This window comes from Streptosporangium album, assembly GCF_014203795.1.
GTDB classification, from domain to species: domain Bacteria; phylum Actinomycetota; class Actinomycetes; order Streptosporangiales; family Streptosporangiaceae; genus Streptosporangium; species Streptosporangium album.
In genome coordinates this window covers 220,858-238,051 of sequence record NZ_JACHJU010000002.1, presented here as the reverse complement: position 1 = coordinate 238,051, position 17,194 = coordinate 220,858, and the positions used below count along the sequence as shown (strand labels likewise).

General features: G+C 68.7%; 29 protein-coding genes. 2 read left to right on the top strand and 27 right to left on the bottom strand.

Features of this window, described 5'->3' with window-relative positions; genetic code table 11:
• Positions 1–20 precede the first annotated feature (20 nt).
• From FHR32_RS24610 to FHR32_RS24495, 24 genes are all read right to left on the bottom strand, one after another.
• Positions 21–446: a helix-turn-helix domain-containing protein gene (locus tag FHR32_RS24610; protein WP_184756878.1), complete on the bottom strand. Its 426-nt coding sequence runs from the start codon at positions 444–446 to the stop codon at positions 21–23.
• Positions 443–865: a WhiB family transcriptional regulator gene (locus FHR32_RS24605; protein WP_184756877.1), complete on the bottom strand. Its 423-nt coding sequence runs from the start codon at positions 863–865 to the stop codon at positions 443–445. Before FHR32_RS24605 ends, FHR32_RS24610 begins: the two co-directional genes overlap by 4 nt.
• A complete protein-coding gene (locus tag FHR32_RS24600) occupies positions 862–1,113 on the bottom strand; it encodes a hypothetical protein (protein ID WP_184756876.1) in 252 nt (83 codons plus the stop codon). Before FHR32_RS24600 ends, FHR32_RS24605 begins: the two co-directional genes overlap by 4 nt.
• A complete protein-coding gene (locus FHR32_RS24595) occupies positions 1,110–1,439 on the bottom strand; it encodes a hypothetical protein (protein WP_184756875.1) in 330 nt (109 codons plus the stop codon). Before FHR32_RS24595 ends, FHR32_RS24600 begins: the two co-directional genes overlap by 4 nt.
• Positions 1,436–2,482 carry a DNA cytosine methyltransferase gene (locus FHR32_RS24590; protein ID WP_184756874.1) on the bottom strand — a complete coding sequence of 349 codons (1,047 nt, stop codon included), beginning with the start codon at positions 2,480–2,482 and terminating at the stop codon, positions 1,436–1,438. Before FHR32_RS24590 ends, FHR32_RS24595 begins: the two co-directional genes overlap by 4 nt.
• A gap of 100 nt (positions 2,483–2,582) precedes the next feature.
• On the bottom strand, positions 2,583–2,900 hold the full coding sequence (locus FHR32_RS24585; RefSeq protein WP_184756873.1) for a hypothetical protein: 318 nt from the start codon (positions 2,898–2,900) through the stop codon (positions 2,583–2,585).
• On the bottom strand, positions 2,897–3,433 hold the full coding sequence (locus FHR32_RS24580) for an HAD domain-containing protein (protein ID WP_184756872.1): 537 nt from the start codon (positions 3,431–3,433) through the stop codon (positions 2,897–2,899). Before FHR32_RS24580 ends, FHR32_RS24585 begins: the two co-directional genes overlap by 4 nt.
• Positions 3,430–3,708, bottom strand: a complete 279-nt coding sequence (locus tag FHR32_RS24575; protein ID WP_184756871.1) for a hypothetical protein — start codon at positions 3,706–3,708, stop codon at positions 3,430–3,432. The genes FHR32_RS24580 and FHR32_RS24575 overlap by 4 nt, the downstream gene beginning before the upstream one ends.
• Positions 3,709–3,874: 166 nt before the next feature.
• Positions 3,875–4,321 carry a hypothetical protein gene (locus FHR32_RS24570; protein WP_184756870.1) on the bottom strand — a complete coding sequence of 149 codons (447 nt, stop codon included), beginning with the start codon at positions 4,319–4,321 and terminating at the stop codon, positions 3,875–3,877.
• A 117-nt stretch (positions 4,322–4,438) separates the two neighbouring features.
• Entirely contained in the window at positions 4,439–5,521 is a 1,083-nt protein-coding gene (locus FHR32_RS24565) for an RNA ligase (protein ID WP_221466190.1), read from the bottom strand.
• Between the two features lie 69 nt (positions 5,522–5,590).
• Complete coding sequence (locus FHR32_RS24560; protein WP_184756869.1) at positions 5,591–5,830, bottom strand: hypothetical protein; 240 nt, start codon at positions 5,828–5,830, stop codon at positions 5,591–5,593.
• Positions 5,827–6,243, bottom strand: coding sequence for an ASCH domain-containing protein (locus FHR32_RS24555; RefSeq protein WP_184756868.1), 417 nt, complete (start codon positions 6,241–6,243; stop codon positions 5,827–5,829). Before FHR32_RS24555 ends, FHR32_RS24560 begins: the two co-directional genes overlap by 4 nt.
• Positions 6,240–6,752 (bottom strand): HNH endonuclease, encoded by a 513-nt coding sequence (locus FHR32_RS24550; protein ID WP_184756867.1) that lies wholly within the window; start codon positions 6,750–6,752, stop codon positions 6,240–6,242. Before FHR32_RS24550 ends, FHR32_RS24555 begins: the two co-directional genes overlap by 4 nt.
• Positions 6,749–7,246, bottom strand: coding sequence for a hypothetical protein (locus FHR32_RS24545; RefSeq protein ID WP_184756866.1), 498 nt, complete (start codon positions 7,244–7,246; stop codon positions 6,749–6,751). The genes FHR32_RS24550 and FHR32_RS24545 overlap by 4 nt, the downstream gene beginning before the upstream one ends.
• The gene (locus FHR32_RS24540; protein WP_221466189.1) at positions 7,243–8,265 is read right to left on the bottom strand and encodes an AAA family ATPase; all 1,023 of its coding nucleotides are present in this window, start codon (positions 8,263–8,265) and stop codon (positions 7,243–7,245) included. Before FHR32_RS24540 ends, FHR32_RS24545 begins: the two co-directional genes overlap by 4 nt.
• Positions 8,265–8,627 carry a hypothetical protein gene (locus FHR32_RS24535; RefSeq protein WP_184756865.1) on the bottom strand — a complete coding sequence of 121 codons (363 nt, stop codon included), beginning with the start codon at positions 8,625–8,627 and terminating at the stop codon, positions 8,265–8,267. Before FHR32_RS24535 ends, FHR32_RS24540 begins: the two co-directional genes overlap by 1 nt.
• Positions 8,624–8,932 carry a hypothetical protein gene (locus FHR32_RS24530; RefSeq protein ID WP_184756864.1) on the bottom strand — a complete coding sequence of 103 codons (309 nt, stop codon included), beginning with the start codon at positions 8,930–8,932 and terminating at the stop codon, positions 8,624–8,626. Before FHR32_RS24530 ends, FHR32_RS24535 begins: the two co-directional genes overlap by 4 nt.
• Complete coding sequence (locus FHR32_RS24525; protein WP_184756863.1) at positions 8,929–9,585, bottom strand: hypothetical protein; 657 nt, start codon at positions 9,583–9,585, stop codon at positions 8,929–8,931. The genes FHR32_RS24530 and FHR32_RS24525 overlap by 4 nt, the downstream gene beginning before the upstream one ends.
• Positions 9,582–9,761 (bottom strand): hypothetical protein, encoded by a 180-nt coding sequence (locus FHR32_RS24520; protein ID WP_184756862.1) that lies wholly within the window; start codon positions 9,759–9,761, stop codon positions 9,582–9,584. Before FHR32_RS24520 ends, FHR32_RS24525 begins: the two co-directional genes overlap by 4 nt.
• Positions 9,758–10,150 (bottom strand): hypothetical protein, encoded by a 393-nt coding sequence (locus FHR32_RS24515; protein ID WP_184756861.1) that lies wholly within the window; start codon positions 10,148–10,150, stop codon positions 9,758–9,760. The genes FHR32_RS24520 and FHR32_RS24515 overlap by 4 nt, the downstream gene beginning before the upstream one ends.
• A complete protein-coding gene (locus FHR32_RS24510) occupies positions 10,147–10,644 on the bottom strand; it encodes a hypothetical protein (protein ID WP_184756860.1) in 498 nt (165 codons plus the stop codon). Before FHR32_RS24510 ends, FHR32_RS24515 begins: the two co-directional genes overlap by 4 nt.
• Positions 10,641–11,099, bottom strand: coding sequence for a hypothetical protein (locus FHR32_RS24505; protein ID WP_184756859.1), 459 nt, complete (start codon positions 11,097–11,099; stop codon positions 10,641–10,643). The genes FHR32_RS24510 and FHR32_RS24505 overlap by 4 nt, the downstream gene beginning before the upstream one ends.
• Positions 11,100–11,286: 187 nt before the next feature.
• Entirely contained in the window at positions 11,287–12,123 is an 837-nt protein-coding gene (locus FHR32_RS24500) for a hypothetical protein (RefSeq protein ID WP_184756858.1), read from the bottom strand.
• Between the two features lie 181 nt (positions 12,124–12,304).
• A complete protein-coding gene (locus tag FHR32_RS24495) occupies positions 12,305–12,553 on the bottom strand; it encodes a helix-turn-helix domain-containing protein (protein ID WP_281391043.1) in 249 nt (82 codons plus the stop codon).
• 361 nt (positions 12,554–12,914) lie between these two features.
• Here FHR32_RS24495 and FHR32_RS24490 point away from each other — a divergent pair, with 361 nt between their 5' ends.
• Positions 12,915–13,364: a hypothetical protein gene (locus FHR32_RS24490; RefSeq protein WP_184756856.1), complete on the top strand. Its 450-nt coding sequence runs from the start codon at positions 12,915–12,917 to the stop codon at positions 13,362–13,364.
• A gap of 30 nt (positions 13,365–13,394) precedes the next feature.
• On the opposite strand, the gene FHR32_RS24485 is transcribed toward FHR32_RS24490, so the two are convergent.
• From FHR32_RS24485 to FHR32_RS24475, 3 genes are all read right to left on the bottom strand, one after another.
• The gene (locus FHR32_RS24485; protein WP_184756855.1) at positions 13,395–13,733 is read right to left on the bottom strand and encodes a hypothetical protein; all 339 of its coding nucleotides are present in this window, start codon (positions 13,731–13,733) and stop codon (positions 13,395–13,397) included.
• Positions 13,734–14,018: 285 nt separating this feature from the next.
• Entirely contained in the window at positions 14,019–15,479 is a 1,461-nt protein-coding gene (locus tag FHR32_RS24480; RefSeq protein WP_184756854.1) for a recombinase family protein, read from the bottom strand.
• A 28-nt stretch (positions 15,480–15,507) separates the two neighbouring features.
• The gene (locus FHR32_RS24475; RefSeq protein WP_184756853.1) at positions 15,508–15,834 is read right to left on the bottom strand and encodes a hypothetical protein; all 327 of its coding nucleotides are present in this window, start codon (positions 15,832–15,834) and stop codon (positions 15,508–15,510) included.
• Positions 15,835–16,208: 374 nt separating this feature from the next.
• Here FHR32_RS24475 and FHR32_RS24470 point away from each other — a divergent pair, with 374 nt between their 5' ends.
• A complete protein-coding gene (locus FHR32_RS24470) occupies positions 16,209–17,141 on the top strand; it encodes a pirin family protein (RefSeq protein ID WP_312882685.1) in 933 nt (310 codons plus the stop codon).
• Positions 17,142–17,194: the final 53 nt, after the last annotated feature.

The following is a 17,194-nucleotide window of genomic DNA, read 5'->3' as shown; positions in this document are numbered from 1 at the left end:
CTTTTGCGTGCCCGGCGTCATCAAGGCGCCACCGCGAGCTCAACCGCAGGCAGCATGCCGAGGGACAACCCCAGGCCAGCCGCGTACATCTCAACCGTCGACAGGTACCGCGGCCCCGTCCGGGCCTCGAACGTCTCCAGCGTCTTGTAGTGCAGGCCGACCCGGGCGGCCATGCGCCGGTAAGGAGCACCGACGAACCGGCGCAGGTCCGGCAGTGCGTCCACGATGTCCAGTCCTTCAGCGAGGACCCGGCCCTGATGTGGGAGCACGATGCGGGCGTTGACCGCGCTGGCGTAAGCGACCGCCCGGTGGAACAGCGGGCTGTCCGACCCTGATGACCACTTGCTCAACGTCGACTTGTACGTGCCGAGCTGGCCGGCGACGACGACCAACGTGATCCCCTGAGAGCGGCGGTGCTCATCGAGTCGCTTCATCAGGTGCGTCATGACGCCTCCGCCAGGTGCTTACGGGCGCGGGTCCGAGCCGACGTCAGGCCGTGGCGGCTGCAGCCGAGCCGTTGCGCCACCGCTTCGAACCCCACCCCTCGGCCGAGCAGCTCCTCGGAGTCGTGCAGCAGTTCCAGGTCGCGGGCGAGGCGCGCGTCTTTCGGCTGGTTTTGTGGCCGGGGGTGAAGCGGCAGCGTCAGTCCCTTGTTGGCGCGGGCGCGCTCACGGGCCCGCTCCGTGAGGCCTCCCCATACGCCGTACCGTTCGCGGGCGATGCCGTACTCGGCGCACGCCCCCAGGACGGGGCAGCCGCTGCACATGGCTCGCGCGCGTTCCCGAGTGACGTTGGGCGCGTACCAGCTCTCCGGGTCCTGCTCGCACGGCTTGGGCAGGGTCGTCGTCGGGTAAGGGGCGTTCATTGGCTGGCCTCCTTGAGGTCTGCGGGCAGGCCGGCCAGCCTCAGCGCGACCCGAGCCGACGCCTCGAATGTGGCCGCGGCCACCCATGTCTCTCCGTCGTGGACGGTGGGTCGCATCGCCATGAGAGTCCGTTCCACGTCCTGGGCGAACCGCTGCAGGAGCTGCTCTTTGTGGGCGGCGAACTCGACCGCGACGAGGCGGCGAACCTCGGCGCAGTCGGCGTGAGGGGCGATGGTCTCGGCGCTCACTGGGTCACCTCCCAGTGGGCGGGCACGTCCTCCAGCAGCACGTACGCGGCGAGGAACTCGGGCAGGCGGTGCGTTTTGGTGTACGTGGCGCTGTCGTTCTCCAGGTACGACATGCCGCGGACCTTGCCGTCAGCGACGGTCGTGACGAGGAACCGGCGGTATGACTCGGCTCGGCCGGCCCACACCTGGGCGCGGCGAACGGCGGGCTCAGTCACGGATGCCCTCTCGGCGGTGATCTCAGCCGCACGCCGCTCGGGGCAGGTCGCGGAGTGCTCGGCTCCCTCGCCCTCGACGTCGGCGGAGGGGCAGCAGTACAGGAGGGTCACGCGGCCACCTCCAAGTCGAGGCGGGCCAGCAGCAGACGCAGCGCGTAGACCGCCTGCTTGGGGACCACGCCGTTGCCGAGAGCCTTCAGCTGGGCGTTGCGCGGCAGGCCAGGCACTTCGGTGACGTGGCCAGCGGGCAGGCCCATCAGCCACTCGACGAAGACAGGCGCAAGGCGTCCTCGATCGTCAACTGGCCCAGGGGCAGGTCGTCCGAGGACGTGCTCCCAACGGGCGATGGCGGGACCGTAGGCGCCCCATTCGCGATCGGCAGGATCACCTGCGAGAGCGGCGGCCGGAACCCCTCGCTCGCTCGTCGGCCCGGGGTTCCCGTGTCGCTCGCCCGCGGGGTCGACAGGAGCGCTGCCACCACTCCGGGCAACAACAACTCGCCTCGGTTGTTGCGCTGATTCCCGTGCGCGTTCGTCGAGGTCGGCGTCGGCAGGAGCGAGACGACGGTCCGCAGGTCCGGACCGCCCGTCCCGTGCGCGCCGGCCCCGTTCGTGTCCGAGGTCCGCGGCGTAGGCAGCAGTGCCGGCAGGCCAGGCGAGGAGGAACCACCGGTTCCGCTGGTGGGTGGCACCGACGTCGGATGCTCGAACACCCGTCCATTCCGCATCGAACCCGAGGTCGGCAAGACCGGCGAGAACGACGTCAAGTCCAGGTCGTCGAGCAACGATGGCGGCCACGTTCTCCAGGACGACGAGTCCAGGTCGTAGAGCGCGCACTGCGCTCTCGATGGCATACCAAAGTCCACTGCGATTCCCTTCCTGGATCCCGGCGCCGCGGCCGGCATAGCTGAGGTCCTGGCACGGGAACCCGGCGGTCAGAATGTCCACCGGCTCAACTGCGGACCAGTCGACGGCGGTGATGTCTCCGCGATTCGGCACGTCCGGCCAGTGGTGGGCGAGGATCCGTGCCGCGTACTGGTGCTTGTCGTCGGGGTCGTACTGGCAGTGCCAGGCCATGGCCCCTCCGAGGACGTCCATCACGGCCAGGTCGAGTCCGCCGTAGCCGGTGCAGAGACTGCCGATGCGGGGGCTCATTCGGTCTCCTCGAACACGTCGTGTAGGTCAGGAGTGTCGCCGGCCAGGCACATCCCGGCGAAGATCAGCCCGGCACCGGTGAGGCCGGCCAGGGCGAGCATCAGCGCTCCCATGGCGTCTCCCGGGCGTCGAAGACGTCAGCGACAAGGCGCTGGTCGCGGTCGGCGTCGAAGTAGCCTTCCGCGGCCATCTCGGCGCCTACGTCGCGCAGGCGGCCGATGAAGCGGCGGGCGCGGCGGACCTGGGCGACATGGACGGCGCCGGCCGCAGCCGCGAGCACAAGGCTCGCGACTGCGACGTAGACGAACGGCGACCAGCCCAGATCCGCGGGCTCCATGAGCAGCAGCACCACGACGCCGGCGGTGGCCGTCACGGTCACCGCCGACGCCAGAGCCACCACGAAGACGGGGAGTCTCATGACTGCTCCCCTGCGGGTGAGCCGTGCTCGATCAGCCACACGGTGGCCTCGACGAGGTCGCCATCGGTGAGGCCGAACTGCCCATCGACGTGGATGACCAGGAAGTCGCCGACGCCTTCGTGCTCGCGGAGGTAGGCCTCGTCGAGGTCGGTGAGGTCGTCGTCCAACCACACGAAGGGGCGGCCCTTCACCCAGTCGGCGACGTGCGGCGTCTTGAACATGACGTCGACGCCACGGTCACGCCACCGGTTGTCGCGGTCCACCTCGATCACTGGCAGCTCGGGCAGGCCGATCTTCGGGCTGATCTCGGTGTTGGCGTCGTGCTCCCACGTGGTCGCCCACACCAGGTCACAGCCGACCGTCGCGGCGAGGTCGAGGAGTTTCGGCCCATGGGCAGGGTTGAGCAGCATGTTGTAGCTGCGCCCGTCCGCTGAGCACTTCGTCCTGAACCACTCCGGGCCAGGGCGGCGGAACGGGTTCAGGACGCCGTCCACGTCGATCAGCAGCAGAGGTCGGGTGGTCTCGGCGCTCACGAGGCACCCCCGGCGGTCTTCGCCTCTCCCTGGGCAGCGGAAGCGGGGGCGGGCATCGGGAACCCGGCAGCGGGGCTGTACGGGACCGCGCCGACAACCGGCCAGTCCGCGACCGCCTCGTCCGTTTCGTAGCCGCACGACCCCCAGCAGTCGGTGACCATCCACCGGTGCTTGGACGGAGGGGACGGCCATAGGACCGCGAGGACTCGCCCGTTCGGCTTCCGGCGGACCGTGCCGAGCAGATCAGGGGCGGGGACGGGGGTCTCGGTGCTCATCGGGTCTCCTGCCAGGGGTACGGGTTGGTGAGGGAGATGGGGGCAACGCCAGCCGGGATGGTGGCGGTCGTCGCTACCGGAGTCGTGGCGGCCACACGGCGAGGCCGGCGGCGACCACGGCGGCCCTTCTGCGGCATCAGCAGGCGGCACAGCCGCTCCAGGGCTCTCATAACCCGCGCACCCCTTCGGCGGCGTTCTGCTCGTCCACAGCCGCGCTCCACCGGGCCGTCTTGCCGTCGGCGTCGTGCGAAAGTTCCCCGTCCGGAGGAGGGACCGGCGCCCCCAGCGACGCGCACGCCACCGCGTACCCCTGCGCCGTGTCGTACTCGACCTGCTCGTAGTGGGCTTCGACGCGCTGCGCGTGGACCTTCTCGTCGTACCGGTGCTGGGCGTCGTCGAGGACCCGCTTCGCGTCGGCGACCTCACGGGAAAGCTGATCGCAGTCGGCGGTCAGTTTCCGGGCTGCCGCCCCGCGCTGCTTGTACTGCTCGAAGTGCCGGTAGTAGGCGGCCTGGTTGTTCTGGGTGACGGTCTGCCGGACCTCGTCGTTCGGCCATGCCGGGGTGGTCGGGACGGGGGCGACGAGCTGATCGGATGCCTTGTTGGTGCGCATTTCGGTGGTTCTCCTTGAAGTTGATGGGAGTCCGCCGCCTCCGCGCCCACCCCCGATGGAGGGCGCGGAGACGACAGAGGGAAGGGGAAGGTCAGGCGCCGGGGACGATGAGCGCGCTCACGCGGCGTCCTCCGAGAACTGGACGGGACGCATGTCGCCGGCCGGGCGGAGTGCCTTCCAGATGTGCGGGCGCGGGTCCCGCTCGTCCAGCAGCATGAACAGCCAGCCGCGGAGCGTAGACGTGGAGGCTTCGAGCGCGTAGTCCTTGCGCGTCCACCCCTCTGGCATGCGGGTGAGGATCTTCTCGTGGTAGCGCTCGGTGTCGTAGAGCAACTCGTGGGCTTCCCGCTGCAGGTCTCCGGCGAGGTTCTTCACCCATGCGTGGAACTCGTCCGGGAGGGGCTCGCAGATGTCAGCGACGGTCTTGCCTTCACCGAGGAGTTCCCAGACGCCGCGGGCATTCAACCCAGTGATGATCTTGTGGAGGGCGACATAATCCGTCTGCTTCAGCTTCACCATCTGCCCGGACTCGACCAGCCGGACGACCAGCCCCTCAGCGCCCGAACGGGGCGGCATCGCCAACGCATCCGCCAGCGTCGGCACGTTGAACACCTTCGCCGCCGGCCCAGCCCATCCCCGGATCTCATCCGGCCCGAGAACCTGTCCGGTCGCGATGTCCACCCCGCCGAGGAGAAACAGGTCGTCCGCGCCTCCGTAGTCACACACGATCCGGTTAGCGGGGTAGACGATCTCGAACAGGACCGTGACCCCCTCGGGCGGCAGGAAGTCGTTGTAGCGCCGCTGGAGAACGTCGGTGGCGTGTTGGGCCTGGTCGCTCGTGAACGAGCCGCGGGTGGCGATAACGAACCCGCCAGCGGCCGGGTACAGGATGCCGAGCGAGCCGTCCATCTTGTCGACCACGACGGCCTTCGCCGACGCGTCCAGCTCGCCCACCATCGGGTCGCCGTAGTTGAAGAACTTGCGGAACGGTCGGGCCTTGACCCACCCGCCCGCGTCCGTGATCAGGCCGCGGCAGGCGAGGGTGGCTCCATTCCACTCGTCCTCGTACTGGGTCTTCTCCGTGTAGTTGTAGATGAACAGCGGCTCGGTGGGGTGCTGCTGCACCCGCACGAACCCGCCCTCGACCGCGGCTTCCAGGTATTCGAGATCTAGCAGTTCAGAGATATGCAGCTCGGCCACGGTGGGCCTCCTGTCTGGGGGCGGGGTGCCTGTCTCCCCGCATTGCGAGGGAGACAGGCAGGGGGCAGGTCAGGGGTGATCGAGGTCGGACGGCGACCCGTCCGTGGCGAGCGGAAGGCCGTCGCCCTGGGCGGCGATGGACGCCTCCTGTAGGTCGAGGCAGGGCTTACACCGGCCGCACGGCTCCCCCGCTGCTGCGGGGTCCGTGGTGGGGCAGGTAGGCGCCACGTACGGGCAGGCGTGCGGCGCGGGGACCATGACGTCGCACCAGGAGCACAGCTCCCACGCGACGACCGGGCCAGCCGTCATGACGTCACCTCGATCTGCCGCAGCACGGCAGCCTCGACGTCCTCAGGCAGGTTCCACAGGCCGAGCCGCCCCTTGCACGACACCGGCTCGACCAGCGGGCGGGGATTGGCGAGCCTCCAGTGACGTTGGAAGCCGAAGGCCCACTTCCCGCACTTGCAGCAGTCGGTGAAGCCGTCCACGGCGCAGACGTCGACGAGCTCGACCACCGCGACGATCGCCGACACAGTGGTCTTCAGCACGTAAGCGCCAGCCAACTCGAAGACTCGGGCCGCCGCGTCATCGCCGTCCCACCGGGCGCCCGCGTGGATGGCGAGCAGGCCCCGGTGCGTCGTGTCCCACGTCCGGTTCTCGATGTCCTTGCCTGCGTAGCCGATGGCCCAGGCCCACGGCTGGCGAACGGTCAGCGCCTTCATGACGTCACCGCCGCGATGTCCTCGATGACCTGCCACGTGCCGTCAGCCAGCGGGTAGGCCCAGCCCAACCACGCCACCAGCACCGGCACCAAGGCCGGGTCAGCAATTGAGTTGCGGCCGATGATCCACCCGTGCTTCTCGGCGTCCAGCTCCCACGGCCGGTCGGTCAACATGCCGTGGCAGCCGCTCGTCCCGTCCCCGCACACGACCAGCAGGTTCGTGACGTCGTTGATGCGCGGGTCCGACGACCCGCCCATGCCCCGGTTGCGGCGGTGGTGAATCGACGCGGGCCGGCCGGAGACGACGACACCGCACACGATGCACGTGTCCAGGTCGCGGTCCCGGACGGCCTGCCGTACGGCGGGCGTGGGGCCGGTGTTGCGAGGCGCCTTCTTCGCCGGGGCCTTACGGGTCGGGGTCGCGGCACCCGCCTTGAGCCCCTTGCCGCGCGCCATGGGCTTCTTCGCCATCAGGGGCGTGGTCCGCTGGAGACCGTTGCCGCGCTTCACTCCGCACCTGCCTCAAGGGCCGGGCGGGCGAACCGCTCCAAGACGTCGGCGAGCTCCCCGGACTGGTAGGCCGCAGCGATCGCATCCTCAGCACCCCCGGTGACCTTCGTCATCGAGTAGGGGTTGCCCTGGCCGACCTCCACCCCGGGGACCTCGTGGCCGTTGGCGTCCACGTTGACGCCGTTGGCCTTGCACCCATCCAGGACCCGCCGCTCGAACGCCGGCCGGACCGTGGGGACCAACTCGACCTCGGTCGGGTGCTCGGCCTGCGCCCACTTGGTGAACGCGACCCGGTCAGTGACCGCCGCGGACGTGCGCCCCTTGGCCTGGCTGACCGATCCGATGACCGTCCCGTCCGGGAGGACCGCGTTGGTGCGGTCCCCGGGCAGGGCGGTGGCACGGATCTCAGCGTCTGCGTTGGTCTTGGCGGCCTTCAGCCGCTCGGTCATCGCCTTGAGGACGACCTCGACCAGCGCCAACTCGTTGGAGATCACGCTGCGGCCTCCGTTCCGGCGGCGAGCTGCGCGCCCAACGCCTTGATGCGGGCCGCGACCCGGTCCGCCTCACCGGCGCTGATCTCCTGGCCGTCCAGGGCGGGCCGGATCTGGTCCCACACCCGGCGGAGCTCCACCTCGGAGGAGGCGTCCTCGGCCAGGGCCAGCAGTTCCCCCGCCTTCGCTGACAGGTCCTCACCGTCGGGCGACTCAGCGCCCGCCTTGGTGGTGGTCAGGGCCCGCACCTGCGCCTCGACCGGGTTGCACTTCAACGCGTCGAAGACGAGCCACTCCAGGGTGAACTGAGGGGCGGGGACGGGCTTGTCGACGCCCGGCCGGATCCCGGCGTGAACGGAGCGGGCACCAACGACGATCGGGGCGTGCTCGCGGGACAGGCGCACCCACACGGACGCGTCGAACGCGAGGTTCTTGTGGCCTTCGACCTTGTAGTCCTTCGACCCCTCGACGGGGCGGCCGGACTGGTCAAGGGACGCGACTTCCTTGCCGCGGGCGGTGACGACGACGATGCCGGGGAACGTCATCAACATCGTCATCAGGCGCCGGTGGCGGGCGGTGGCGTCGTTCCACAGGTTCATCGACACCTGAACCTCGGCGCTCGGGTCCGCCCGAAGCCGCTTCTGGTTGGACGTCGACCCCTTGGCCCGGTTACCCGCCCAGTCCTTCAGCAGGTCCCACTCGGCGGTCATGGAGTCGATGACCAGCACCACAGGGGGTTCGCCGGCGTCGGCCGCGCGGCGGGCTTCCTCGCGGACTTCGGAGACCTGGTTGAGGATCGCCGCCCAGGTGCCGTCGTGCTCGATGACGAGGTAGCGGGCGCCGGGGATGGCGCCGTACTCGTCGGCGGCGCCCTCGTTCAGGTCCAGCCAGTACGTCTGGCCGACCTTCTCGGAGGCGGACAGCTCGGCGCACGCCCAGCTCTTGCCGCTCTTCTCCCCGCCTTCGAGGAGGATCAGCGGCCACGGGACGATGCCGGTGGGGCGCCGTGTCTTGATTGCCATCAGCGGTGTGCGTCCTCTCGGGGTTCGTAGTCGGCCTGCTCGTTCCGGTATTCGCGGTCCTCCGGGGAGTCGTCGGGACTCCATGGGGTCCAGGTCACGGCGGGGAACGGCTCGTCGGCGTGGGCGAGGTGGGCGGACATGGCGTCCTCGTCGTCCGCGGCGGCCAGGACGTCACCCGTGGGGGTAGCCAGCTCCGGCGCGGGCTTGAGGGCGGTGACCGACTCCTCAGAGATCGCCCAGTGGTCGTGGTGCAGCCACTCGGCGTGCAGAACCTTGGTGTCCGCGAGGCGCTGCACTTCCTCCACCGGGAGGTTGAGACGGGCAGCGGCGGCGGTGAACGTCAACCAGCGGGCACAGGTCACCGGCTCTCACCGCCTGGCTCCTCGAAGGTGAACCGCTGCCCGGCGAACTCCTCGCCGACCGTCACCAACCGCAGGGCCGCGATGTCCGTCTCGCGGGCCGACAGGACCAGCAGCCACCGGCCGTTGATCTGCCCGTGCAGGTGGACGCGCCGCTCGTTTTTGGTCTTGACGCCGATCAGGCCGAGGGCGTCGAGGCCGCCGCTGTCGCCGCTGTAGGACACCTGGTGGCAGTGGACCCTCTCGACGTGACCGGAGGTCCAGGTGACCTCGTACGTCTGGAGGGGGCCGTAGTCGTAGTCGCTCATGCCGTGCCTCCCTGAGAGGGAGAGGACTCAGCGGGAGCGAGGGTCTTCGCCTTGTCGTACTGGGCGATGCCCCACACGATCGCGTGGCAGCACCACAGGAACGACCAGTTGTAGTCCTTGAGCTGCCACTCCCACGCGTCGTAGAAGCGGAACGGCTCCCCGCTGGCCCCTTCGGGCAGGTACTCAAAGTCGTTCAGCGCCGCCCGCGCGTCGTGTTCGTGCTCGGTGTTGTACTCGGCGAGGTCGCCGTTGACCTTCTCGTTCCACGCCTTGGTGACGCCGGGGTAGTGCTCCTCGGCCTCTTTGAGGTCGTCGGCGACCTGCTTGTTGAACAGATCCTGCGAGTACGTCATGACGCTGTCGTGGCTCGCGATGACCTTCTCGTCCCAGTACGTGGGGTTGATGCCGCCCTGCCAGCTGGACTGCCGGAAGAAGCCGAGCATGTCCGGGGTGCAGGAGAATGCGTAGCCGTCCACGTCGCCGGCGAAGGCGAGCTTCCCTGGCCAGGTGACCAGCTCGAACCAGTACATGCCGGTGCCCGGCTGCTGGAATCGCAGGTGGCGATACAGGCCGTCATCGTGCAGGACGGTCATCTCGTGGGCGGCAGTTTCGCGGGCGAACCGCTCGGCCATGTCGCGCTCGGTCCTGCTCATGCGTGCACCTCGATCTGCTCAGCGGGGGTGAGGGATGCGGCGGTGGTCTGCTCGGACTCATCGGCGGGAGCCTGGGGCTGCTGGGTCTTGGCCTGGTGGGTCGAGCGCCGCCCGCGCGGCACGCCCTTGATCTCGGCGCGGGCGGCCTTCCGCCACACGCGGGCCTCGGGCCTCACAGGGCACCGCCCGCCGAGTCGACGCGGACGCCTGTAGCGGTCCACCGGGGGTTGCCGTAGTAGTCGCGGACCTCGTACTGCACGTAGGTCACGCCGCCGGAGCGCAGCTCACGGGCAGCGGCGTGCCAGGCGTCCCGGTCCAGCCGGTGGCGGCCGTTCCTGATGCCGGCCAGGGAGCCGTACCAGCACGGCACCGCACCCCAGCCGATCAAGTCCTTGTCGCCCGGCACGACCGCATACCACGATTCCTCGGGCAGCAGCGGCGTGTACTCGCGCACGCCTGCGGGGTGGTGGACGCGGGCCACCGCTCCGGCCGGGACGTGCAGGATGGCGACCTCGGTGGCCGTGGGGCGGGCCTCAACGAGGAGGCGGGTTGCGATGGCGCTCACGAGGCCACCGCCGCGATGGCCTCGGGGCGGTGCGCCAGCGTCAACGGCCCACGCGTCGCCCGGACACCGTCGATCGTGTAGACCGTCCGCGTGTCACCCGGGTCCGTCGCCAGGTACAAGCGGGCCACGTCGCCGGGCTGCGGCACCTCCACAACGCACCAGCGGTCGCCCGCGGCGTCCCGCCAGACGTCGCCCGCCAGCATCTCGGTGTTCTTGGCGACGTGCGCCCACACGGTCACCCGCACGCCCTGGTAGGGCGCGGTCACCGCGAGACGCACGTGGTGGTCGTGCTGCCGCTCCGTCGGCTCAACCCCGAGGAGAGCGGCGTACGCGGCCACGGCCGCCCGCTTGTCCTCGTCGCTGTCCGGCCCGACCTGCCCTTCCAGCTTGTCGACGGCGGCGGCCGACAGGTGCCAGCCGACGGGCGGCAGGCCTCGGGAGGCGATGTCCGCGAGGACGTCGATGGTGTGCGCCTGGTCGACGGTGGCGGTCACCGGGTGCCGCCGTACTGGGCGTCGAGGCGGGCGGCCAGTACGGCGTACGCCTCCTGCTGTGCGGGCGTCATGTCCGCGGCGGCGAGCCGATCGAACGGCTCCTCGGCGGCCTGCTCGGTGGCGAGTTCCGCGACGGCCTTGCCCGCGTCCTCGAACCCGTCCTGCGCCTCGGCCAGGCGGGCGCTGACGTTCGACAACTCCGCCACCAGCACGGCGGGGGCCGGGAGCCACCCGTCCCGGGTTCCAAGCTGCCCGCCGGGCGGGGTGGCGTCGACGACGTCCTGGGCGACCCGCTCGGCGGCGATGGCGAGCGACTCGCACGTCCTCCGCAGGGCGTCGAGCACGACGGCCCGCTCGTCCGGGGTGACGGTCAGGGTCGTCAGCAACTGCGCGGACTCGGCGAGCTTCTCGGCGGTCATCACGGCGACCGACGTCGGGGGGAGTACGGTGTTCATGGCACTTGCTCCTCAGGATCTTGAGTTGAGCGGTTGTCTTGGGCCTGGCCGGTTGCGTCGGTCAGGCCCGCAGTGCGTCAGGAAGTAGTGGGGGCCTCGTCCGCGAGGTCGAGAGCGCGGAGCTCCTCGAACCGGTCGAACGCGCCGAGCAGGGCGAACGCGGTCGCGTAGACCTGCACCTGGGGGCTCACGTGTCGGCCCCGAACAGCTCGAACTGGGGCGTGTGCTTCGCGGCGTACCAGCGGTCCCAGACCTCCTCGAAGAGAGGAAGGTCCTTCTGCGTCCAGGCGAGGGTCTGCCGGACGCTTCCGTTCGGGATCTCCGCCTGACGCTTGCCCGGCTTGAAGCCGTGCTCCGCCTCGTACAGGGCCGCGGCCCGCCGGCCGAACGTGGACTGCGTGGCCTCGACGTCCTTCTTCTTCAGCCCCTTGGACTTGAGGAAATCGGGGACGTACAGCGGCAGGTCGTCGGGCTCGATCTCGGGCTCCTCGCCGAGGCCGATCGCCGCCTGCACGCGCATCTTCAGGCGGACCCATTTGCTGTCCAGGTAGCCGTCCGCGGCGGCGAGCATCTCGATACGAGCCTTGGCCAGTTCCACCCGGTCGATCGCCTCGGCGCGCTGCTCGTGCGTCGCGACCTCTTCGAGGTTGAGCAGGTAGGCACGGACGTCCTTCGCGACCGTGGAGTCCACCAGGAGCTGGCCGACGTTGAGGATCGCCTTGCGAGTGAAGATGGTGGCCGACCGTGCGTTGGGATTCGCGGCGGACAGGTTGTCCGTCGCGAACGCCCGGTACTCCGCGCCCTTCAGCACTCGCAGACCGTTCTCGGTGAGCTCGGCGCGGTTACGCTGAACGACCTTCTCGATCGTGCCGGGCGTCACCTCGTAGTAGTTGGCGACGATCGGGATGTCCGCGTGGGCACCGTCAGGGAGGAGGCTGAGCGCCTTCACCTTGTCGAGGACGTCGACACGGTCCACGTGCTGGGCGCGCAGGGACGGGGACTCAGTGAGAGCGAGCTCGTTCACGCTGCCTCGCTCTCGGTGGCGGCAGGCGCGCTGTGGTGGACCGATCCACCGAAGACCCGAGCTACGAGTGCCAGGTCGTCCGGAGTAGGCGCCCCCCAAGAGTCAACGAGTGCCTGAACGTGCGACTCTTGCGCTTTTGCGACGAGGCGGGCGATGCGCTCCGCGTCGTAGCAGGCGGCCATCAGGCGGCGTCCTCGACGCCGACGGAGCCAGCCTTGTCCCGGTCGATGGCGGAAAGGTCGATGCCGAGGACGGCGACCAGCCGTTCGGCTTTCACCGTGGGGAGTGCCTTGTTTTCCAACTCCCAGTTCCGCAGAGCCGGCGCGGAGACCTTGGCTCGTTCGGCCAGGTCAACCACGCTAAGCCCGCGTATCTTCCTGAAGGCTCGGAGGGCGTATCCGTTTTGACGGATGGTAGAAGTAGGCGGCATGTAGGAAACAGTAGGAAACAAGAGGACTCACGTCAACCCACATGGCGAACTGATAGGAATCATTCCGAATCAGTTTCTTTGGTGTACCTGACACCCCACCCGCCACAGTGGCCACGCTGAGCAGCGCCCCAACTAGTCGACTAACATCGGTTGACGTTTCCTACTGTTTCCTTCAAGCTCCATTGAGAGCGCACCGAGAGCCGCAGCCTCCCAGGAGCATGCAGTGAATACCGCCCTAACCGCATGGCAGCGACTAGGCGACTTCCTAGTCGCCCGCCGAGTCCAGCTCGACCCCCGGTACAAGAGTCGACGGACCTTCGTCGCCGAGACTCACCCGGGGAAAGAAGACAGCTGGTACCGAATGATCACCAGCGTTGAGAACGGCAGCCGGGACAACTACTCCCGAGAGACCCTCGCAGCGATGGAGGGCGCATACCAGCTCCCACCCGGCTCGATCAACCGATTCGTCGCAGGAGAGGGGTTAGAGCCACTCCCGCAGATCGCGGCAACGCGCACGCCAGGCGGCATCGAAGACCGGGCATCTTCCGCTTTCATGCGGGATGCGATGGACGAGTTTCGCGCCGCGGCCGGCTTCAAGTCTCTCGCGGAGGTTCTCGTGCAGCGAGGGATCCGAACGTCGGAAGAGGTCACTCGAAGCGATCAGACCCGGCATGATCCGATCGTGTCCGAAATCATCGACGACCCCGAGATTCCTGAGGATGCCAAGGATCGAATGTTGGCCGCCTACTCAGATATGCGCAAGCAGATTTTTGAAGCCGTCAGAGAATCAAAGAAAAAGCCGCGAGATTAGGTAAACCTCGCGGCCCTTTCATGCGTCGCCCTACAGAGTTCGCTCCTCGACCACTGGGTGCGAACCGGTATCGGCATAGGCGCGGGCCGCGTCGATATGCGCCCGAGTCTCCCCCCTCCACCGGTTGGTCACCAAGCGGTCGGCGCTAAGCACCTGCCTCCCCATTGTGCTGGCATGCTCCCTGGCTGTCGCTTGCACGACGGCTTCGTGATGGCGAATCGCAGCCACTACGGACAGCGTTCCCGCCATGGCGGCCAGACCCAGGAACATCTTCGTTGGCATGACATCTGCGATCATCTCCGCTGCAACTACACCCCACCCCGCGTACGCGAGAAGGGTCAGGGTTTTGCCGCTTGGGTGGATGTTCATCAGGGGGTCCCGCCTTTCGGCCGCTTAGGCGTGCACGGCCCTTTCGCGACTGTCGTCCCCACGGCGTTGCGATAAGTTCCATCACTGTAGGTGCCTTTTGGTCGTGGTGTGAATAGGACTCGCGGCATTATTTCCCCGGACCGATATTCGATTACCGGTGCGCTCACCCGTCACAACGCAGAGTAATTAAAATCTCAACAAATTGCCACGGTGTGTAACTAATGCCTGTCTTGTCGCGTTCCGAGGGCCAGGATTCCCTCACCTTTGAGACAGCACGAGCCGCTCCTACCTTCGCACCCGACGCGTCACACGCACCGACTCCTCGTCAGGAGGAGTGCGCCGCCCCGGACCTATCGGCAAAATCTCGATCTTCTCGAAGATTCCCGCGATGACCTCCCGCCGCTGAACTACATCCAGTGCCCCCCACCGCTGCGGCACCTGTTCCGGCCCCGCCTCCACCAGGTGGCCGATCTGCGGCGAAAACCGCACCCGGCGCGAACGCCGCTCCAGGACCTCGATCTCCGCCAGCTCTGCCGCCTCAACCGCAGCCACGGCACGCGCCGACAATTTCTCCTCGGCCGCCTGCACGTAGAACTGGTCCAGGTAGGCTCGCTTGCCTTCGATCTCCGCGAGGATCGACCGCAACTCTGCTGCGCTCTCATCGTCGCCGACCATCATCGCCGCCAGCTCGGGATGCTGCAGGTAGCGGATCACCAAGCCCTCGATGTACTCGTCCACCCTGCCCACGTGGCGGGACACGTGGAACGACGGGCCACCGCCTGGGGCGGCAGGCTTGCAGGTATAGCCGAATCTCCCTTTGTTCTTGAAGATCCGCACTCGCGACCCGCATACCCCGCACACTGCCAGACCGCTAAGCAGGTGCTTGATGGATGACGGCCGCTGCTCACCGCGCGCCGGATCGGTCAGCTTCGACAAGCACACGTAGTAGACCTGCTCATCCAAGATAGGCGGAAACCACTCGGGGCTCAGGACCCGTTCCCCCAGATGTGTCCGGTACCCGATGTAAGCGGGGTTGAGGATGAGCCGCTTGATCTGAGTGCCGCGCCACATCGCACCTCGTGGCGAGAGGATCCCCTCCTGGTTGAACTGCGTCGCGATGGCCGTTAGTGGCATCCCGCGGGTAACCATGTCGGCGATGGCCCGGACAGTCGCGGCCTGCTCCGGATGGATCTCTTGGCCGACGAGCTGGCCTGTCGTCGCGTCGTAGACGCGCTGGAACCCGAACAGTCGCTTACCGTGAGGCCTGCCCTCAGCGGCTCGCGCTCGTGTGCCACGCCGGATCCGCTCGGACACTTTCTCGCTCTCGTACGCCGAGTCGACCCCGTCCTCGGCGAGGGTCCGCCAGTCGCGGGGTCGGCGCACGTCGTACGTACGGTCATGTGAGGTGATGTGGATCAGCACGCCGTCTCGGCGGCAGGTGTTCAGCAGTCGTGCCCACATCTCCAGTTCGCGGTCGCCGCGCGACGGCTCCCACAAGACGATGACGTCGAAGCGGCCGGCGGACAGTTGCTCGACGAGGCGTTCCCAGTCGGGGCGGGTCTTGCGAGCAAAGCGGGAGGCGGAGCGGTCGTTGTCGGTGAAAACCTCTTCGACGTGCCAGCCGTACCGGTCGCAGGCTGCGACGTTCGCGGTCTCCTGTTCGCCGACCGATCGGGCGTCTCTACGCCTATCGGCGGACACGCGGTCATAGACGGCAGCTCTGAGCAGGTCTTTCGCGGGGGTCATCTACTCGAGGGTAGGGGAAAAGACCTGTCTATGCAGCAGTCTCATTCGACACGACGGACAACGGCTTGGACTCGGCGTCCTCGGCGCCGGAGAAGTCGAAGGTCCGCTGGCCGAACGGGTAGGAGTAGGCCGTGTCGCCGGGGCCGAGGAGCGTGGCCCCGCTGGAGGGGTTGATGCACCTCTCGAACTTGATGGCCTCGAAGGTGCCTCCCGCGTAGTGCAGGACCATCTCGTCGGGCTGGGTGCTGACCCGGGAGCAGCCGCTGAGCACGAAACCGAACACCACCACTGCGGCGACCGCCAGCAGGAACCACTTCACCAGGGGCCGTCTCGCGCCGGTCCTCTGTGCGTTCATCGCTTCTCCCTTTACCTTCGCTTTACCGAAGGCGGATCCTAGTACCGCACGGTCGCCGGGCTCGGTGTAAGAGAAATACGTCCGTACGCCGGTGGCAAGGGAGATCGGCTTTTCTCCTCCGGGGAGATGCGACGGGAGGACGTGCGGCCGGCCGCCGGGGCGGTGGCGCCGCTGATCCTCCCCCCTGCGGGAAACTCATCGCGGCGGACAGGGAACCGGAGGGCGCCGGGCGGCGGAGTAAGTGCCACGTGGCGGTACCTCTACCGGACCAAGCGGGCGATCTGGCAGTCCGCCGGCGGAGAGGAGGACGGCGCGCTCCTGAAGAAGCTGCCCGCAGACACCGACGGGATCCGTGCGCGCCGTAAAGTCGGGGGGTGAGCAACCTGGAGACAGTCCCGCAGGAGACCCTGTGCGCCGCCGCCCCCGCCGCCGGGCCGGTCGTCGAGCGGCTGACCGGCCACGAGGTGGCGCTGGGCGGGCCGCGGGCGATGACGGTCACGCGCACGCTGCCCAGCCGGGGGCGGCGGATGGTCGGCGCGTGGTGTTTCATCGACGACTACGGCCCCGAGGTGGCCGCCATGCGGGTGCCGCCGCACCCGCACACCGGGTTGCAGACGGTCACCTGGCTGGTCTCGGGTGAGGTGCTGCACCGCGACAGCGTCGGCAGTCTGCAGGAGGTACGGCCGGGCCAGCTCAACCTGATGACGGCCGGGCGTGGCATCTCCCACGCGGAGGAGTCCGCCGAGGCGCTGCTGCACGGCGTGCAGCTCTGGGTGGCCCTGCCGGACGGCGACAGGCACGTGGCCCCGCACTTCGAGCACCACGCCGACCTGCCGGTCCTGACCGAGGGGGATGCGCGGGTCACCGTGATCATGGGTTCGCTGGGCGGTGCCACCTCGCCGGCCCGCGCCTATACGCCGCTGCTCGGCGCGGAGGTCACGATCTCCGGCAGCGCGGTCCTGCCACTGGAGCCCGGCTTCGAGCACGCGGCCCTCCTGCTGTCCGGCGAGGTCGAGGTGGCCGGCACCCGGCTGGACCGCGGGACGCTGCTGTATCTGGGCTCCGGCCGGCCGGACCTCGCACTGGGCGGGCAGGGCCGCCTGCTGCTGCTCGGCGGTGAGCCGTTCGAGGAGGAGATCGTGATGTGGTGGAATTTCATCGGCCGCAGCCACGACGAGATCGCCGCCTTCCGGCAGAAGTGGGCGGAGGGCGAGGACTTCGGCACCGTCCACGGCGCAGGCGGCGCTCCGCTGCCCGCCCCCGCCCTCCCGACGACCCGGCTGAAGCCCCGGGGCCGCGTCCGCTAGCCGTGTCGTCTCTCGTCGCCCGCGGTTCTGTGGCCCCCGGCCGGACCGGGGAC

Coding starts and splice junctions, on each gene's coding strand:
- FHR32_RS24610 (WP_184756878.1), bottom strand. CDS start 446: ATGACGCACCTGATGAAGCGACTCGATGAGCACCGCCGCTCTCAGGGG.
- FHR32_RS24605 (WP_184756877.1), bottom strand. CDS start 865: ATGAACGCCCCTTACCCGACGACGACCCTGCCCAAGCCGTGCGAGCAG.
- FHR32_RS24590 (WP_184756874.1), bottom strand. CDS start 2,482: ATGAGCCCCCGCATCGGCAGTCTCTGCACCGGCTACGGCGGACTCGAC.
- FHR32_RS24585 (WP_184756873.1), bottom strand. CDS start 2,900: ATGAGACTCCCCGTCTTCGTGGTGGCTCTGGCGTCGGCGGTGACCGTG.
- FHR32_RS24575 (WP_184756871.1), bottom strand. CDS start 3,708: ATGAGCACCGAGACCCCCGTCCCCGCCCCTGATCTGCTCGGCACGGTC.
- FHR32_RS24570 (WP_184756870.1), bottom strand. CDS start 4,321: ATGCGCACCAACAAGGCATCCGATCAGCTCGTCGCCCCCGTCCCGACC.
- FHR32_RS24560 (WP_184756869.1), bottom strand. CDS start 5,830: ATGACGGCTGGCCCGGTCGTCGCGTGGGAGCTGTGCTCCTGGTGCGAC.
- FHR32_RS24555 (WP_184756868.1), bottom strand. CDS start 6,243: ATGAAGGCGCTGACCGTTCGCCAGCCGTGGGCCTGGGCCATCGGCTAC.
- FHR32_RS24540 (WP_221466189.1), bottom strand. CDS start 8,265: ATGGCAATCAAGACACGGCGCCCCACCGGCATCGTCCCGTGGCCGCTG.
- FHR32_RS24530 (WP_184756864.1), bottom strand. CDS start 8,932: ATGAGCGACTACGACTACGGCCCCCTCCAGACGTACGAGGTCACCTGG.
- FHR32_RS24525 (WP_184756863.1), bottom strand. CDS start 9,585: ATGAGCAGGACCGAGCGCGACATGGCCGAGCGGTTCGCCCGCGAAACT.
- FHR32_RS24505 (WP_184756859.1), bottom strand. CDS start 11,099: ATGAACACCGTACTCCCCCCGACGTCGGTCGCCGTGATGACCGCCGAG.
- FHR32_RS24495 (WP_281391043.1), bottom strand. CDS start 12,553: ATGCCGCCTACTTCTACCATCCGTCAAAACGGATACGCCCTCCGAGCC.
- FHR32_RS24490 (WP_184756856.1), top strand. CDS start 12,915: ATGATCACCAGCGTTGAGAACGGCAGCCGGGACAACTACTCCCGAGAG.
- FHR32_RS24485 (WP_184756855.1), bottom strand. CDS start 13,733: ATGAACATCCACCCAAGCGGCAAAACCCTGACCCTTCTCGCGTACGCG.
- FHR32_RS24480 (WP_184756854.1), bottom strand. CDS start 15,479: ATGACCCCCGCGAAAGACCTGCTCAGAGCTGCCGTCTATGACCGCGTG.
- FHR32_RS24475 (WP_184756853.1), bottom strand. CDS start 15,834: ATGAACGCACAGAGGACCGGCGCGAGACGGCCCCTGGTGAAGTGGTTC.